This window comes from Streptomyces sp. NPDC029041 (assembly GCF_040637515.1).
GTDB lineage: Bacteria > Actinomycetota > Actinomycetes > Streptomycetales > Streptomycetaceae > Streptomyces.
The window spans coordinates 722,553-739,690 of the sequence record NZ_JBEZWO010000001.1 but is presented as its reverse complement, the minus strand read 5'-3'; the positions used below and the strand labels follow the sequence as shown (position 1 = coordinate 739,690).

Annotated in this window: 13 protein-coding genes; 6 read left to right on the top strand and 7 right to left on the bottom strand. The window is 72.1% G+C overall.

Features of this window, described 5'->3' with window-relative positions; translation table 11 throughout:
- Nucleotides 1-2: 2 nt before the first annotated feature.
- The 3 genes from ccrA to AB0F04_RS03210 all read right to left on the bottom strand — a co-directional run bounded on the left by ccrA (nucleotide 3) and on the right by AB0F04_RS03210 (nucleotide 4,502).
- The gene (gene ccrA, locus AB0F04_RS03220) at nucleotides 3-1,346 is read right to left on the bottom strand and encodes a crotonyl-CoA carboxylase/reductase (RefSeq protein WP_362037142.1); all 1,344 of its coding nucleotides are present in this window, start codon (nucleotides 1,344-1,346) and stop codon (nucleotides 3-5) included.
- A 380-nt stretch (nucleotides 1,347-1,726) separates the two neighbouring features.
- Complete coding sequence (locus AB0F04_RS03215) at nucleotides 1,727-2,554, bottom strand: TetR family transcriptional regulator (protein ID WP_362037140.1); 828 nt, start codon at nucleotides 2,552-2,554, stop codon at nucleotides 1,727-1,729.
- A gap of 142 nt (nucleotides 2,555-2,696) precedes the next feature.
- Nucleotides 2,697-4,502, bottom strand: a complete 1,806-nt coding sequence (locus tag AB0F04_RS03210; RefSeq protein WP_362037137.1) for a 3-hydroxyacyl-CoA dehydrogenase family protein — start codon at nucleotides 4,500-4,502, stop codon at nucleotides 2,697-2,699.
- Nucleotides 4,503-4,898: 396 nt separating this feature from the next.
- On the opposite strand from AB0F04_RS03210, the gene AB0F04_RS03205 reads away from it, so the two are divergent.
- Nucleotides 4,899-5,474, top strand: a complete 576-nt coding sequence (locus tag AB0F04_RS03205) for an adenylosuccinate lyase (RefSeq protein WP_362037136.1) — start codon at nucleotides 4,899-4,901, stop codon at nucleotides 5,472-5,474.
- 2 nt (nucleotides 5,475-5,476) lie between these two features.
- On the opposite strand, the gene AB0F04_RS03200 is transcribed toward AB0F04_RS03205, so the two are convergent.
- From AB0F04_RS03200 to AB0F04_RS03185, 4 genes are all read right to left on the bottom strand, one after another.
- Nucleotides 5,477-6,004: a GNAT family N-acetyltransferase gene (locus AB0F04_RS03200; protein WP_362037134.1), complete on the bottom strand. Its 528-nt coding sequence runs from the start codon at nucleotides 6,002-6,004 to the stop codon at nucleotides 5,477-5,479.
- Nucleotides 6,001-6,399: a RidA family protein gene (locus tag AB0F04_RS03195; RefSeq protein ID WP_362037132.1), complete on the bottom strand. Its 399-nt coding sequence runs from the start codon at nucleotides 6,397-6,399 to the stop codon at nucleotides 6,001-6,003. Before AB0F04_RS03195 ends, AB0F04_RS03200 begins: the two co-directional genes overlap by 4 nt.
- 57 nt (nucleotides 6,400-6,456) lie before the next feature.
- Nucleotides 6,457-8,046 carry an alpha/beta hydrolase gene (locus AB0F04_RS03190; protein ID WP_362037129.1) on the bottom strand — a complete coding sequence of 530 codons (1,590 nt, stop codon included), beginning with the start codon at nucleotides 8,044-8,046 and terminating at the stop codon, nucleotides 6,457-6,459.
- Nucleotides 8,047-8,182: 136 nt separating this feature from the next.
- Nucleotides 8,183-9,235 carry an Rv2578c family radical SAM protein gene (locus tag AB0F04_RS03185; RefSeq protein ID WP_362037127.1) on the bottom strand — a complete coding sequence of 351 codons (1,053 nt, stop codon included), beginning with the start codon at nucleotides 9,233-9,235 and terminating at the stop codon, nucleotides 8,183-8,185.
- Nucleotides 9,236-9,404: 169 nt separating this feature from the next.
- Here AB0F04_RS03185 and AB0F04_RS03180 point away from each other — a divergent pair, with 169 nt between their 5' ends.
- The 5 genes from AB0F04_RS03180 to AB0F04_RS03160 all read left to right on the top strand — a co-directional run bounded on the left by AB0F04_RS03180 (nucleotide 9,405) and on the right by AB0F04_RS03160 (nucleotide 17,119).
- Nucleotides 9,405-9,848 carry an SRPBCC family protein gene (locus tag AB0F04_RS03180; RefSeq protein WP_362037124.1) on the top strand — a complete coding sequence of 148 codons (444 nt, stop codon included), beginning with the start codon at nucleotides 9,405-9,407 and terminating at the stop codon, nucleotides 9,846-9,848.
- 156 nt (nucleotides 9,849-10,004) lie between these two features.
- A complete protein-coding gene (locus tag AB0F04_RS03175) occupies nucleotides 10,005-12,389 on the top strand; it encodes an MFS transporter (RefSeq protein ID WP_362037121.1) in 2,385 nt (794 codons plus the stop codon).
- A 166-nt stretch (nucleotides 12,390-12,555) separates the two neighbouring features.
- Complete coding sequence (locus tag AB0F04_RS03170) at nucleotides 12,556-14,976, top strand: SpoIIE family protein phosphatase (RefSeq protein WP_362037118.1); 2,421 nt, start codon at nucleotides 12,556-12,558, stop codon at nucleotides 14,974-14,976.
- A gap of 205 nt (nucleotides 14,977-15,181) precedes the next feature.
- A complete protein-coding gene (locus tag AB0F04_RS03165; protein WP_362037115.1) occupies nucleotides 15,182-15,907 on the top strand; it encodes a methyltransferase domain-containing protein in 726 nt (241 codons plus the stop codon).
- A 120-nt stretch (nucleotides 15,908-16,027) separates the two neighbouring features.
- Nucleotides 16,028-17,119: a GDSL-type esterase/lipase family protein gene (locus AB0F04_RS03160; protein ID WP_362037112.1), complete on the top strand. Its 1,092-nt coding sequence runs from the start codon at nucleotides 16,028-16,030 to the stop codon at nucleotides 17,117-17,119.
- Nucleotides 17,120-17,138: the final 19 nt, after the last annotated feature.

Below are 17,138 nucleotides of genomic sequence, written 5' to 3'. Positions count from 1 at the left end.
TCTCAGATGTTGCGGAAGCGGTTGATGGCGTCGATGTGCTGGGCTCGCTTCTCCTGGTCGCGCACGCCCAGGCCCTCCTCGGGGGACATGCACAGCACGCCGACCTTGCCCTGGTGCAGGTTGCGGTGCACGTCGTAGGCGGCCTGGCCGGTGTCCTGGAGGGAGTACACCTTCGACAGGGTGGGGTGGATCTTGCCCTTCGCGATGAGCCGGTTGGCCTCCCAGGCCTCGCGGTAGTTGGCGAAGTGCGAGCCGATGATCCGCTTCAGCGACATCCACAGGTAGCGGTTGTCGTACTCGTGCATGTAGCCCGAGGTCGACGCGCAGGTGGTGATGGTGCCGCCCTTGCGCGTGACGAAGACGCTCGCGCCGAAGGTCTCGCGGCCGGGGTGCTCGAAGACGATGTCGATGTCCTCGCCGCCGGTGAGTTCGCGGATGCGCTTGCCGAAGCGCTTCCACTCCTTGGGGTCCTGGGTGTTCTCGTCCTTCCAGAACCTGTAGCCCTCGGCGTTGCGGTCGATGATCGCCTCGGCGCCCATCGAGCGGCAGATGTCCGCCTTCTGGTCGCTGGAGACGACGCAGATCGGGTTGGCGCCGCCGGCCAGCGCGAACTGCGTGGCGTAGGAGCCCAGTCCGCCGCTCGCGCCCCAGATGAGGACGTTGTCGCCCTGCTTCATGCCGGCACCGTTGCGCGAGACCAGCTGCCGGTAGGCGGTGGAGTTGACCAGACCGGGGGCCGCGGCCTCCTCCCACGACAGGTGGTCGGGCTTCGGCATCAGCTGGTTGGACTTGACCAGCGCGATCTCGGCGAGGCCGCCGAAGTTGGTCTCGAAGCCCCAGATGCGCTGCTCGGGGTCGAGCATCGTGTCGTTGTGGCCGTCGCTGGACTCCAGCTCGACCGAGAGGCAGTGCGCGACGACCTCGTCACCGGGCCGCCAGGCGTTGACGCCCGGGCCGGTGCGCAGGACGACGCCCGCGAGGTCGGAGCCGATGATGTGGTACGGCAGGTCGTGGCGCTTGGCCAGCTCGTTGGTGCGGCCGTAGCGCTCCAGGAAGCCGAAGGTCGACAGCGGCTCGAAGATCGAGGTCCACACCGAGTTGTAGTTCACCGACGAGGCCATGACGGCCACCAGGGCCTCGCCCGGGCCGAGCTCGGGCAGCGGCACCTCGTCCAGGTGGATCGACTTGCGGGGGTCCTTGTCGCGGGTCTCGAGGCCCGCGAACATCTCCGTCTCGTCCTTGTGCACGGTGATCGCGCGGTACGACTCGGGGAGCGGGAGGGCGGCGAAGTCCTCCGACGTGGAGTCGGGCGACTGGATCGCGGCCAGGATGTCCTTAACGGTCACGGTGTTGCCTCCGGCGGTGAGCGCCCTGAGGGAGGGGCGCCGATGGGTTCGTCGGTGCTGCTGAGGGTTGAGGGTGTTGCCGTCGGTTCGGCGGTGGTGCTGATCGGCAGCGCTGGGTGGCGCGGGAGGTTGCCTGTGACGCAGGCGCCGGGCGGACGAGCGGGTGAGCTCGCTGGGACGTCGCCCGGACTCCTTCAACGTATGACACCGCGTGTCACCCCGCAAGGCACTGAGTGCCAGAACTTCGCCTCAGATGAAATCTTTGCGTAACAAATGAGCGATGATCGATCGAACGGCCTCCTCAAGGCCCTGCAAAACGGCCTCTGACATGCCAAAACGGCCACCCCGAAGGGTGGCCGTCATCACAGGGCTGGGGAGGCTCAGCGCTCCTTGAGTGCCTGCTCGATGGTCCGCATGACCTCGTCCAGCGGGGCGTCGGTGCGGGCGACCGTCACCAGCACCTCGCCCTGTGCCGAGGCGGTGGCCACGGCCGGCTGCGGTTCCGAGGAACGCCCGGCCCCGATGCCCGTGCCGAACGTCTTGCGCACGATGGCGAAGGCGTGGTCCAGCTGCGCCTCCACGTCGCCCTGGCCGCCCGCGCGCAGCCAGCGCCGCAGCACGTGGTTGTGGGCCGTGACGACCGCGGACGCGGCGACCTCCGCCAGCAGCGGATCGTCGTTGGCGTCGTCGGCGTGCGCCCGCTCGTCGAAGTGGCCGAGGAGGTAGCGGGTGAAAAGGCGCTCGTAGCGGGCCACCGACGCGATCTCCGCCTCGCGCAGGGTGGGCACCTCACGCGTCAGCTTGTAGCGGGCGACCGAGATCTCCGGCCGCGCCGCGTACATCCGCATGACCTCCTTGATGCCACGGCACACCGTGTCGAGCGGATGCTCGTGCGCCGGCGCGGCGTTGAGCACCGCCTCGGCCCGGATCAGGGTGTCGTCGTGGTCGGGGAAGATCGCCTCTTCCTTGGAGCGGAAGTGGCGGAAGAAGGTGCGGCGGGCGACGCCGGCCTGAGCCGCGATCTCGTCGACGGTGGTCGCCTCGTACCCCTTGGTCGCGAACAGCTCCATCGCGGCGGCCGCCAGTTCCCGGCGCATCTTGAGCCGCTGGGCGGCGGCGCGGGACCCGGCTGCGCTCTCCGGCGCGTCGGCCGCAGCTGGTGTACGTGAGGACTTGGCGGGCTGGGGCATGCCCTGAACGTACTGCATGTGCGCAGCTCGCCGCGCATGGCCCGGTTCTTCCCCGGTGTCCGGGGACGGGGCGGCGACGGGCCGCCCGGCCGGGTGGAACCGGTCCGGGCCGAGCAGGCCACCCCACTCCGCGCCGGACCGGAACCAGTCGCCGGGACGCTCAGCGCTTGGCATATTCGCGGAAGCCACGGCCGGTCTTGCGGCCGAGGCAGCCCGCGGCCACCAGGTGCTCCAGCAGCGGCGCCGGAGCGAGCCCCGGGTCGCGGAACTCGCGGTGCAGGACCTTCTCGATGGCGAGCGAGACGTCCAACCCGACCACGTCCAGCAGCTCGAACGGGCCCATCGGGTAACCGCCGCCGAGCTTCATCGCCGCGTCGATGTCGTCGAGCGAGGCGTAGTGCTCCTCGACCATCTTGATCGCGTTGTTCAGGTACGGGAAGAGCAGCGCGTTCACGATGAAGCCGGCGCGGTCACCGCAGTCCACCGGGTGCTTCCTGATCCGGGCGCACACCTCGCGGACCGTGGCGTGCACGTCGTCGGCGGTCAGCACCGTGCGGACCACCTCGACCAGCTTCATGGCCGGCGCCGGATTGAAGAAGTGCATGCCGATCACGTCCTGCGGGCGCGAGGTGGCCCGGGCGCAGGCGACGACCGGCAGCGAGGAGGTCGTGGTGGCCAGGATCGCGCCCGGCTTGCAGACCTTGTCCAGGGCCGCGAACAGCTGCCGCTTGACCTCCAGGTCCTCGGCGACCGCCTCCACGGCCAGGTCGACACCGGCGAAGTCCTCGTAGGTGCCCGTGGCCGTGATGCGGTCCAGGGTCTCGGCGGCGGCCTCCGCGGTCATCCGCCCCTTGTCGACCGAGCGGCTCAGGGACTTGCCGATCCGGGCCTTCGCGGTCTGCGCCTTCTCCGCGCTGCGGGCGGCCAGGACCACCTCGTACCCGGCCTTGGCGAAGACCTCGGCGATCCCGGAGGCCATGGTGCCCGAACCCGCGACACCCACCGAGCGGATCTCCCGGCCGGGGACCGGGTCGCCGCCCTCCAGCGGGGTCAGCGCGTCCCGCACGACGGTCGCGCTGCCCGGCGCCTCGTAGGTGTAGAAGCCGCGCCCCGCCTTGCGGCCGGTCAGACCCGCCTCGCTGAGCTGCTTGAGGATGGGTGCCGGAGCGTGCAGCCGGTCGCGGGAGGCGGCGTACATGGCCTCCAGGACCGTGCGCGCGGTGTCGACGCCGATCAGGTCGAGCAGCGCCAGCGGCCCCATCGGCAGTCCGCAGCCCAGCCGCATCGCGGCGTCGATGTCCTCGCGGGAGGCGTACTTCGCCTCGTACATCGCGGCCGCCTGGTTGAGGTAGCCGAACAGCAGGCCGTCCGCGACGAAACCGGGGCGGTCGCCCACGGCGACGGGCTCCTTGCCCAGGTCGAGCGCGAGGTCGGTGACCGCCGTGACCGCGGCCGGCGCGGTCAGGACCGAGGAGACGACCTCGACCAGCTTCATGGCCGGGGCGGGGTTGAAGAAGTGCAGCCCCAGCACGCGCTCGGGGCGGGAGGAGTCGGCGGCCAGCCGGGTCACGGACAGGGCGTTGGTGCCGGTCGCCAGGATCGTCTCCGGGCGCACGATCCCGTCCAGCTCCCGGAAGATCTGCTGCTTGATCTCGTACGACTCCGGGGCCACCTCGATGACCAGGTCGGCGTCGGCGGCGGTGCGCAGGTCGCCGGAGGTGCGGACACGGCCGAGGATCTCGGCGCGCTCCTGCTCGGTCAGCCGCCCGCGCTCGACGCCGCGGGCGGTGGAGGCCTCCAGCGCGGCGACGCACTTCGCGGCCTGGGCCTCGCTGATGTCGATGCCGACGACCGTGCGGCCGGCCTTGGCGAGGACCTCGGCGATGCCGGTGCCCATCGTGCCGAGGCCGACGACGGCGACGGTCTGCAGCGTGGACTGGGACGGGTCGGAAAGGGGAGAGGCCATCGCGGGACTCCAGGATGAGGGTGACGACGGGGAACGCGCTCCGGGTGCGCCGAAGGGGGCCCGGCGGGAGCCGGACCACGGGCGCACCGGGTGCGTGATGAGTGCGGGTGCTGGCCGGGCTGCGAAGCGCACACGCCCGGTGCCGCCTCCACGGGCGTGCACACGCCCGGGATGAACGGTGATTCCGACCGGCCCTGTCCCGGGGCCGAGCCGTACTGCGGTACCTGAGGCACCGAACCGACTGCTCCCGCGACAGCCGCGTCACCAGACCGCCGCGAGGAAAATGCGAGTGGGTAACCCGCTCGTCTGAGCTTAACCGGCGGGTAACGAGCACGCCAGCCCCCGGGTTTGTGATGTACGTCCCGCCCGGCTCGCGACGCCCCTAACCTCTGAGTCATGGACGAAGAGTTGCGATCACTCACGGAGCGCTTACGGAAGGAGTCGGGGGCGTCGCCGGCGTTCGAGCGGCTCGTGGCGACCGACGACCTCGACGCCCTGGCCGCGATGCTGACCGAGCCCGGGCAGCACCTGTGGGCGAGGGAGCTGGCGGCGTTCCGGCTGGGGCTCGCGCGGGACCGGCGGGCCTTCGAGGCCCTGGTGCTGCTGCTCAACCACCGCGACCCCCCGCGCTGCGCCTCCGCCGCCCACGCCCTCGCCCGGCTGGGCGACCCGCGCACCGCCCGCGCGGCCGCAGCCCTCGCCACCAACGAACTGCGGGTCGCCTACGCCCTGCACCCGGTACGGCTCCTGGTCGAGCTGCGCGCCCCCGAGGCGGTGCCCGCGCTGATCACCACGCTCCGGCGGCGGCTGCGCCCGCACGACCCGTACCGCCGCGTGGCCCTCGCCTGCGTGGACGGGCTCGGTGCGCTGGGTGACGTCCGGGCCGCACCCGTGCTGAACGAGGCCCTCGCGCATCCGGCGCTGGCCGAGGCGGCGGTGCGGGCGCTGGGGCGGATCCCGAGGCAGAGGTGAGGTCAGCGGTCCAGGGGTTTGGCGTACCGCACCTCGGGAACCGTGACCCCGTCCACCTCGAAGGGCTCCTCGGCGCCGTCCGCGCCGAAGCCCGCCCGTTCGTAGAACCGGCGGGCCCGGTCGTTCTCCTTGAGCACCCACAGCAGGAGACGGCCGTGGCCCGCGGCGGAGCAGCGCGCGACGGACTCCGCGAGCAGCGCCCGTCCGGCGCCCCGCCCCACGTGGTCCGGGTGAACGTAGAGCGCGTACAACTCGGCTTCCTCGGTGAGGACTTCGCCTTCCCGATACGGCCCGTGGCAGGCCCAGCCGACGAGTTCGCCGCCGCTGCCCTCGGCGACCAGGTTCACCACGCGGCCGTCACCGCGCGAGAGGTGCGCACGACGCCGCTCGGCATCCTCCTCGACGCTGAGCCCGTCCAGGTACGACTGGGGGATCAGGCCCCGGTAGGCGCTGCGCCAGCCGCCGGTGCGGATCTCCGCGACGCGGTCGCAGTCGGCGAGCGTCATCTCCCGTATCTGCGGGCTCCTCATGGCGCCACCACCGCGAACGCCTCGACCTCGAGCAGAAACTCCGGCCGGACCAGGGCTGCGACCTGCACCGCCGAAGCGGCCGGCAGCCGGTCGTCGGGTATGTGCGCGGCGCGGGCCGCGCGGACGGCCGGCATATGAACCATGTCCGTGACGAAGTAGGTGAGTTTGACGACGTCGTCGAAGGTCGCGCCGGCGGCCGCCAGGCAGTGCCGGAGGTTCTCGAAGACCTGGTGTGCCTGCGCCGCCGCGTCGCCGTCGCCGACCGGCCGGCCCTGGTCGTCGAGCGGGACTTGACCGGCGATCGCCACGAAGCGGCCGGTACCTACGACGACATGGGTGTACTGGGTCGCGGCGGCGACTCCATCGGGGGCGGGGATCCTCGTCAGCTCACTCATGCGCCCATGGTGGACCATGGCACCGACGACGAGTGCCCCCGACGGGTCGTCAGCCGCTCAGCGACGGAAGCCGAGCAGGGCGTGCAGTACCGCGCCGTTCGAGGAGGCCGACGCCGCCTTGTCCGACGCCGCCGTGGGGGGCTTCGGTTCGGGCAGCGCGTCGCACACCGCGTCCGCCTCGCCGAGGCCACGCGGCACCGTGCCGTCGGTCAGGTAGGCCGCCAGGTGCTTGTCCAGGCAGGCGTTGCCGCTCAGTGTGATGCCGTGGTTGCCGCCGCCCTGCTCGACCACCAGGCTGGAACCGGCCAGCAGACGGTGCATGGTGACACCGCCCTCGTACGGCGTGGCCGCGTCGGCGGTCGCCTGGAACAGCAGCACCGGCGGCAGCTTGCCGTTCGCCACGTTCACCGGGCGCAGCGACTCCGTCGGCCAGAACGCGCACGGCGCGTTGTACCAGGCGTTGTTCCAGGTCATGAACGGCGCCTTCTCGTACGCCCCCCAGTTGTCCTTGCGCCACTGGTGCCAGTCACGCGGCCAGAAGGCGTCCCGGCACTGCACCGCCGTGTAGACGCTGTAGCTGTTGTCGTCGGCGGCGTCGATCGCGCCGAAGTCCTTGTAGGCCTCGACCAGCGGTTCGGCGTTCTTGCGGTTCACGTACGCCGCGAACGCCTCCGCCAGAGGGGGCCAGTACCCGTTGAAGTACGCTCCCGGGAGGTAGGTGTCCTCGAGCTCCGCGGCGCCCACCCGGCCGCCCGCGGGTTTCCTGGCCAGAGCCGCCCGCATGGCGTACCAGGTGGCCTCGACCCGTTCCGGGTCGGTGCCGAGCCGGTACCGCGCGTCGTGCCGGGCGACCCAGGCCAGGAAGGCGCGGTGACGGTCGTTGAAGGCGTGGTCCTGGTTGAGGTTGGCGGTGTACCACACGTCGGTGGGGTCGGCGACCGAGTCCAGGACCAGACGCCTCACCCGCTGCGGGTACAGGCCGGCGTAGACCGCGCCCAGGTAGGTGCCGTACGAGTAGCCGAAGTAGTTGATCTTCTGTGCGCCCAGGGCCTGCCGGATCGCCTCGATGTCGTGGGCGGCGCTGATCGTGTCGATGTACGGCAGCAGGTGCCCGTGTTTCCTGCTGCAGGCGGCCGCGAAGGATTTGGCGCGCGCGAGGTTGGCCCGCTCGGCCTCGGGTGTGCTCGGCACGGAGTCCGGCCGCACGGGGCCGAAGTAGCCGGGCTCGCAGTCCAGTGCCGGTCTGCTGGCGCCCACTCCGCGCGGGTCGAAGCCGATGACGTCGTACTGTGCCGCGACCTCCTTGGGCAGCGTGGCCGCGACGAAACCGGCGAGGGTGAGGCCGTCGCCGCCGGGGCCGCCGGGGTTGACCAGGAGCGGGCCCTGGAACCTCTCGGCGGTGTGCGGGACGCGGGACAGCGCGAGGGTGACCTGCCGGCCGTCCGGGTGCGCGTGGTCGAGCGGCACCTTGAGGGACGCGCACTGGAGCGACGGATACGCGCTGGTGCCGCACTTCCTCCAGCTGGGTTTCGCCGGGCGGGAAGCACCTGCGGAGGGCGGTGCGCTCGCCTCGGCGGGCACGGCCGTGAGGCTCCCGGCCAGCGCGACGGCGACGGCGCCGCACAGCACGGCTGCGCGTGTTCTCATGGCGGCCTTCCAGGACAAGGGGGCGTCGGACCGCGGGGCTCACAGTCCTCGCCGATTCGTCCCGGCACACGACGCTGGAGGAACGTGTTCCGTCCAGACTTGACCCGAATGGGCCGCGGGATGCGCTCGGACGCTCCTAAAGGAGCGACAGTTGGGTCGGCTCGGCCGGGGGGAGCTCGGACGAGGGGGGTCCGGCCGGTCCGGGCGGCCCGGTCCGGCGCGGTATGTCCGCGCGCGTGGGACCGATGCCGTACTCCTCGGCGAGTTCGTGCACCTGGCGCGTGATCCGCCGCTGGTACCACTTCGGGGCGTAGGAGCCCTCCGCGTACATCCGCTCGTAACGGGCCACCAGGTGCGGATGGTGCTGCCCGAGCCAGGCCATGAACCACTCACGGGCGCCGGGCCGCAGATGCAGCACCAGCGGCGTCACGGACGTGGCACCGCAGGCGGCGATCGCCCGTACGGTGGCGCGCAGTTGCGCGGGGCTGTCGCTCAGGAACGGGATCACCGGCGCCATCAGCACCGCGCAGCCGATGCCGTGATCGCCGAAGGTGCGCACGACCTCCAGGCGCCGCTCGGGCGCCGGTGTGCCCGGCTCGACGGTGCGCCACAGCTCCTGGTCGGTGAAGCCGACGGAGACGGAGATGCCCACGTCGGTCACCCGGGCCGCCTGCCTGATCAGCTCCAGGTCGCGCAGGATGAGCGTGCCCTTGGTCAGGATGGAGAAGGGATTCGCGTGGTCGCGCAGCGCCGCGATGATGCCCGGCATCAGGCGGTAGCGGCCCTCGGCGCGCTGGTAGCAGTCGACGTTGGTGCCCATCGCGATGTGCTCGCCCTGCCACCGGCGCGAACCGAGCTGCCGGTGCAGCAGCTGCGGAGCGTTGACCTTGACCACGATCTGGCTGTCGAAGCCGAGGCCCGTGTCGAGGTCGAGATAGCTGTGCGTCTTGCGTGCGAAGCAGTACACGCACGCGTGCGAGCAGCCCCGATAGGGATTGACCGTCCACTGGAACGACATCCGCGAGACCGCCGGCACCCTGTTGATGATCGAGCGGGCCCGGATCTCGTGGAAGGTGATCCCGCGGAACTCCGGCGTGTCGAAGGTACGCGTGACCACCGCGTCCGCGCCGAACAGCGCGGCATCGGCCCGGCTGTGTTCGGAGTCCACGGTGAGGTTCTCCCAGCGCATGACGCCTCCTCGGTAGCACTGCCCACAGAATAGAACACATGTTCCCTTGATCGTGCGAGGGTGTTTTCCGAACGCGTTCGACCGGTTCGGCCACCCCGATTTGGGAGGCCGGGCGGCGGGGTGATTGGCTTGCCCCGACCCTTGAGCAACCAGGTCCTGGAGGAATGCGATGGCGCAGGTCGAGGCCACTACGGAGCGGATCGTCGCGGCGGACGCGGAGACGGTGTTCGACGCCCTCGCCGACTACAGCGGCACGCGCGCGAAGCTGCTGCCCGAGCAGTTCAGCGAGTACGAAGTGCGCGAGGGCGGCGACGGCGAGGGCACCCTCGTCCACTGGAAGCTCCAGGCCACCAGCAAGCGGGTGCGCGACTGCCTCCTGGAGGTCACCGAACCCACCGACGGCGAGCTGGTCGAGAAGGACCGCAACTCCTCCATGGTCACCACCTGGCGGGTCACCCCGGCCGGGGAGGGCAAGTCCCGGGTCGTCGTGACCACCACCTGGACCGGCGCCGGCGGCATCGGTGGCTTCTTCGAGAAGACCTTCGCGCCCAAGGGCCTCGGCCGGATCTACGACGCGATGCTCGCCAGGCTCGCCGCCGAGGTCGAGAAGTAGTCCACCCAAGAGGCGCAAGTCCGAGGGGTGTTGCCGCCCCTCACCGGTTCGGGTGATCTCGGTGCCGTCCGCTCCTGTGCCGTAACTCGTCGCGCTTGCTCGTAGTTGTCGCTTTTACGCGGGAATTGCGCGGCAGCGCGACGAGGGGAGCGGTGAGTGGGCGGGATCACTCTGGCGCAGGACGAACCGGCGGTGGCGCCTCCCGACACCCCCGCACCGCCGCCGGATCAGGACGGCGGACCCAGCCCGCGGCGGGTGCGGCTGATCTTCTTCGCCCTGATGCTCGCCCTGCTCCTGGCCGCCCTGGAGCAGATGATCGTCGCCACCGCGCTCCCGAAGATCGTCGGTGAGCTGCACGGCCTGGACCGGATGTCCTGGGCGATCACCGCCTACCTGCTCACCGCCACCGTCGGCCTGCCGGTCTACGGCAAGCTCGGCGACATCCTCGGCCGCAAGGGCGTCTTCCAGTTCGCGATCGTCGTCTTCGTCGTCGGCTCCGCGCTCGCGGGCCGGGCGCAGACCATGGACCAGCTGATCGCCTTCCGCGCCCTGCAGGGCGTCGGCGCCGGCGGCCTCATGACCGGCGTCCAGGCGATCATCGCGGACATCGTGCCGCCCCGGCGGCGCGGCAGCTACCTGGGCCTGATCGGTGCGGCCTTCGGCCTCGCCTCCGTGGCCGGACCGCTGCTCGGCGGCTACTTCACGGACCACCTCTCCTGGCGCTGGTGCTTCTACGTCAACGTCCCCGTCGGCCTGGTCACCCTCGCCGTCGTCGCCGTCGCGCTGAAGCTCCCCAAGCCGGCCGCGAGGGCCCGTTTCGACGTCCTCGGCGCGCTGCTGCTGACCGCCGCCTCCACCTGCCTGGTCCTGCTGACCGGCTGGGGCGGCACCGAGCACGCCTGGGACTCCCGGATCATCCTCGTTCTCGCGGCCGGAGCGGCGGCGGCCACCGTCCTCTTCCTCGTCGTCGAGCACTTCGCCGTCGGACCCCTCATCCCGCTACGGCTGTTCAAGGACTCCGTCTTCAACGTCACGGGCCTGGTGGGCCTGGTGACCGGGGCCGGTCTGTTCAGCGCCGCCGGCTACCTGCCGACGTACCTGCAGATGGTCGAGGGCGCCTCCGCCACCGAGTCGGGACTGCTCATGCTGCCGATGATGGCCGGCATCGTCGGCGCCTCCGTGGTCGTCGGCCGGCTCATCCGCCACACCGGCCGCTACAGGGCCTATCCGATCCTCGGCGCAGCCCTCTCCGTCGCCGGCACGGTGCTGCTGTCGCGGCTGGAGGTCGGCACGCCCCGGCTGCACTACAGCATCTGGATGGCCGTCCTCGGCGCCGGCTTCGGCATGGTGATGCCGGTACTGATCCTCGCCGTGCAGAACTCCGTGCGCCCCGCCGACCTCGGCACCGCCACGAGCGCCAACAACTACTTCCGGCAGATCGGCGGGAGCGTCGGGGCCGCCGTCTTCGGCACCCTCTTCGCCGGCCGGCTCGCCGACGCCCTCGCCGAGCGCCTCCCCGCGGGCGGAGGCACCGCGCTGCCGGACCCCGAGTCCCTCACCCCGCAGCTCGTGCACGCGCTGCCCCCGGCCCTGCGCGACGACTACATCCGGGCGTACGCCGACGCCATGCCGCGGATCTTCCTCTACCTGGTGCCGGTGCTCGTCCTCGGACTGGTCATCGCCCTCTTCCTCAAGGAGAAACCCCTGGTGTCCCACCACACCTCCGTCACCGATCCGGCGCCGGGCACCGTCCCGGTCCCGCAGGCCCGCGCCGCGTACGCCGCCGGTGTGCCCGTGTGCGGCTCGGTACAGCACCACGACGGAACCGTCGTGCCCCGCGCGGCGCTCACGCTCATCGACGTCACCGGGCAGCAGACCGGGCGCGGCGCGAGCGGCGAGGACGGGCGCTACGCGCTGGCCACCCCGGGCCCGGGCTCGTACGTGCTGATCGCCGCGGCCGGCGGCCACCAGCCGCAGGCGGTCACCGTGACCGTCGGCGAGCGTCCCGTCGAGCTCGACATCGTCCTCGGCGGCGCCGGCAGCCTGATCGGCACCGTGGTCACCGCCGACGGCACGCCCGTACGGGACGCCACCGTCACCCTCACCAACGCGCACGGCGAGGTGGTGGCCACCACCCGCAGCGGCCGGGAGGGCGGCTACGTCATCACCGAGCTCGTCGCCGGCGAGTACACCCTCGCCGCCGGCGCACCCGCCTTCCGTCCGGCCGCGCTCCCCGTCACCGTCCAGGCCGCCCGCGAGACCCGCCGGGACATCGAACTGGCCGGCGGCGCCCTGCTGCGCGGAACCGTCCGGGCGGGCGGCGGCCGGCCCGTGGAGGACGCGCGGGTGACGCTGCTCGACGTGGCGGGCAACGTCGTCGACACCCTCACCACCGGCGCCGACGGCACGTTCCGCTTCGTCGACCTGTCCTCCGGCGAGTACACGGTCATCGCGGCCGGTTACCCGCCCGTCGCCACCGTGCTCCAGGTAGCCGGAGGAGGCCGCAGCGAGCGTGACCTCCAGCTGAGCCACGAGGACTGACCGAGCGCCGGGTTCGAGGAAGGAACGGCACCGGCGCGCGGGGGTCGTACGCCGGTGCGAGCCCCGCGCGGGCAATTCCCGCATTGCCTCACATGGCCGGCGGCGGTCGCCGTACGGTGGTGACGCCGGCACAGATCTTGCGTCCGTGGGGAGAGAGGGCCTGGCCATGGACCGTGGCATCGACAGGGCTGAGCAGGACGCGGGGAGGGAACCCGCCGAGCCCGGCCGCGTGCCCCTGGCCGTCGTCGTGGTCGACCGCGACGGCCTCGTCTCCCACTGGAGCCGCGGCGCGCGGCGCCTGTTCGGCGTCCCCAAGGAAGAGGCGATCGGACGAACCGCCCTCGACCTGCTCCCCGTCTCCGGCGCCCTGCCCGAGCAGCAGGACCCCCTCGGACCCGCGTCCGACGACGGCCTCGGCCCCGGTCTCGCCTCGTCCCTCGACGGTGGGCTCTCCTACCCGGCGGCGGGCCGCGCCCGGCTCACCGCGGCCGGGGACGGCCGGGTCGACGTCCTGTGGTGGGCCTACCCGCTGGTCGGGCCCGGGCCCGAGCGGCTGCTCGTACTGGCCGCCGGCACGGACGGTCTGGGCGCGGACGACGGGACGTGCCGGCGGATCGCGCCCGGCTTCGCCCTGCACACCGACTTCCCCGGGGCGCAGGAGCTCGCCCGCCGGCTCCCCGAGATCATGCCCAGCATGAGCGTCGGGGAGAGCGCCCGGATCGTCGCGCAGGTCCTCGAACTCGGCTACCCGATCCTGGAGTTCAGCCAGAACGACCGGGTGCCCGTCACGCCCGACTGGGGTGTGGCCCGGCGTGCCGAGCGCCGGGCGCGCCGGGAACGGGCCGCGCGGGCCCTGGCCGCCGGTGAACCGCCGCCGCAGGAGCTGCGGGACGAGGGCGAGGACCTCGAGTACGCCGCCGTCCGTGAGCGCCTGGAGTTCCTCAACGAGGTCAGCGGACGCATCGGCTCCTCCCTCGACCTGTCCCGCACCATCGTCGAGGTCAGCCGGGCCGTGGTGCCCCGCTTCACCGACGTCGCCGGGACCTATCTGCGCGAACAGGTCGTCGCCGGCGAGGGGTTCGAGGACGGTGTGCCCGACACGACCACGATGTGGCACCGGGTCGCCCTGGAGCACACCGACGAACCGGGCCGCTGGGACGACGTCGTCCCCGTCGGCGAGGCCATGCCGTTCCCGGCGCACACGCCGTTCTTCCAGTGCATGACCAGCGGCGAACCCGTTCTCGTGCCGCGCATCAGCGAGGAGATGGGGCACGCCATCGCCGCGCAGTTCGACAAGCGCGACATCCGGCCCCTCATCACCGGCCGCTCGATGCTGGTCGTGCCCCTCAAGGCGCGCAACGTCGTGCTCGGCTTCATGATCCTGCTGCGGCACCCCGAGCGGCCCGTCTTCAACGACATGGACCGCGTCACCGGAGCCGAACTCGCCGCCCGCGCGGGCCTGGTGCTGGACAACGCGCGCATGTACACCTTCCAGGAGAACGTCGCCGAGACGCTCCAGGACAGCATGCTGCCGCACATCCCGCCCCGCATGGCCGGCTGCGACATCGCCACCCGCTACCTGCCGGGTACGCTGCTCGGGCGGGTCGGCGGCGACTGGTTCGACGCGGTCAAACTGCACGGCGGACGCACGGCGCTCGTCGTCGGCGACGTCATGGGCCACGGCCTGAACTCGGCCGCGATGATGGGCCAGTTGCGGACGGCCGTGCAGACCATGGCCGCGCTCGACCTGCCGCCCGCGCAGCTGCTGCGCAACCTCGACGACCTCGCCCAGCGCCTGGGCGACGGCTACCTGGCGACCTGCCTCTACGCCGTCTACGACCCCATCGCGGGCGAACTGCACCTCGCCAACGCCGGGCACATCCCGCCCGTCCTGGTCCGGGCCGGCGACGGCCGCAGCGAACTGCTGGACCTCCCCACCGGCGCGCCCATCGGCATCGGGGGAGTGCCCTTCGAGGCGGTACGCGTGCGCGTCGAGCCCGGTGACCGGCTGGTGATGTGCACCGACGGGCTGGTGGAGGTGCGCGGCGAGGACATCGGGGTGGGCCTCGCGACGCTCTGCGAGTCGGCGGCGCACCCGGCCGCGTCCATGGACGACGCCTGCGACACCATCATCCGGGCGCTCAACACGCGGGGTGGCCGCAAGGACGACGTCGCCCTGCTGATGGCCCGCCTGGCCGGCATCGAGCCGGACGACGTGGCGGAATGGCGGCTCGCGCTGGACCCGGCCGAGGTGGGCCGGGCCCGAGCGGCGGTGCGCGAGCAACTGCACGACTGGGGATTGGCGAAGCTGGCCGCACCGGCCGAGCTGATGGCCGGCGAACTCGTGACCAACGCCGTACGGCACTCCCACGCCCGCCCTGTCGCACTGCGGCTGGTGCGCGGCGACACCCTGCTGTGCGAGGTGGACGACGACGACCACGAGCTGCCGACGCTGCTGCACGCGGGCCCGCTCGACGAGGCAGGACGCGGTCTGCGCGTCGTCAGCACGCTGTCCCGTGAGTGGGGGACCAGCCGGACCGAGGCCGGCAAGACGGTCTGGTTCGAGCTGACGCTGCCGCGCCGCTGAGCACCGCCCGTGCCGCTGCCGCAAGCGCCGGGCAGCACGGCGGCCGGGTTTCTTCGGCGCGTGGGCTCGCCGCCGGCCGGCGGTCCGGTTCCGGACGGACAGCGCGTGACGCCGGGCGCCCGTGTTCTTGTGGCCGCGGCCCGGGCGCGGTACACCGTACTCGCCCGTCGCACGGCGGGATCCGTTCGCACCCGGGGAGTGGGCCATGAGCGTGACGCGTAGGTACCGGGAAGCCTGGGAGGGGTTCTGGCGCGAGGTGTCCGCCGAGCCCGGGGCGGTGTTCTGGGACGCGGAACCGGTCCTGACGGTGGGCCCGCACCTCGCGCTGTTCGAACCGTACCTGGCCGATCCCGCGCTGCCGCTGGTGGATCTCGGCTGCGGCAACGGCACGCAGACGCGCTACCTCGCCGACCGTTTCCCCCATGTCCTGGGCGTCGACCTGTCCGCCGCGGCCCTCGACCACGCCCGGCGGGCCGACCCGGCGGGGCAGGCGGTCTACCGCCAACTGGACGCCGCCGCGAAGGAGGAGACGCAGGCGCTGCACGCGGAGCTCGGCGACACCAACGTCTACCTGCGGGGCGTCCTGCACCAGTGCGAGCCGGACGACCGGCAGTCCCTGGCCGACGGGATCGCCACGCTGGTGGGTGACCGCGGCCGCGCCTGTCTGGTGGAGCTCTCGGGCGCCGCCAAGCCGGTGCTGGCGGGCCTGGCGGGCGGTCCCGACGGTCCGCCGCCCAAGCTCGCGCCCGTGTTCCGGCACGGCATCGCGCCCGGAGAGGTGTCGGACGAGGCCGTGCCCGAGTATCTGCGCTCAGCCGGTCTGACCGTGCTGGCGAGTGGTCGACTGCCCTTGACGACCACGGAGTACCGCCCCGACGGCACGCGCGTCGAGCTGCCGTCCACCTGGCTGGTGGCGGGGCGTACGGCCTGAGACGGGCGGTCGGGAGAGCCGGGCGCGGATGCGGTCTTACGGCCGACAGATTTGTCGGTGTACGGTCACCCTGCCCCGGTCCGTGCACCTGCCTCGTCCCCACGGAGGACAGTCATGCCGATGCCCTGGTTACGGATGCTTGCCGCCTCAGCGGTGTCGACGGTACTGATCGGCGCGAGCGCCGTCACGACCGTCGCCGCACCGGACCCTCGCGGAGTACGCGACAGCGTGCACACCGCCGGGCGCGTCAAGGCCGCCGGGGACGTGCTCCAGTACAGCTGGCCCGGCGTCTACTTCGAGGGCCGGATCCGGGGCACCGGCGTGGGCGTCGTGCTCGACGACGCGGCCGCCGACTACGACGTCCAGGTCGACGGGGCCACCGTCGCGACCCTCGTCACGCCGGGCAGGACCACGCACTGGATCAGGGGCCTGCGCGACGCCGTGCACACCGTCCGGCTGGTCAAACGCAACGACACCCCGTGGAGCACCAGCTCCTTCGGTGGCTTCGTCGCCGCACCCGGCGGTGCCGTCCTGGCCCGGCCGGCCGCGCGCAGCCGCCAGATCGAGTTCATCGGCGATTCCCTCACCGTCGGCTACGGCAACCTCTCCACCTCCCGCGACTGCGACGGCGAGCAGCTCAGGCGCACCACCGATGCGGACGTGAGCTACGGCGCCCTCACCGCCCGGGGACTGGGGGCCGACTACCAGATCAACGCCTACTCGGGCCAGGGCATGGTGCGCAACTACAACGGAGGCTCCCCGGAGGTGAACTACCGCAGCTTCTACGACCGTGCGCTGCTGAACACACCCGGCGACGTCTGGCAGAACCCCGGCACCTGGCGGCCGCAGCTCGTCGTGGTCCACCTCGGCACCAACGACTTCTCGACCCCCCTCAACCCGGGCGAGCCGTGGACCGACGAGAGCCTCGCCGCCGCCTACCGCAGCGCCTACGGCGGCTTCCTCGCGAAACTGCGCCAGCGCTACGGGGCAGCCACCACCATCCTGGCCGCGGGGACGGGGCCGTTCGCCGGCCACGTCGAACACGTCGTCCGGGAACGCAACGGCGCGGGCGACCGCCGGGTCCGCTTCTGGGCCCTCGACACCACCGGCCTGGACCACGGGGGCTGCCACTGGCACTACTCGGCCCGCGACCACCGGCTCCTGGCCGGCCGCCTCACCGCGTTCCTCGCCGACCTGCCGATCCGTTGGTGACCGGTTCGTAGCCCGCTCC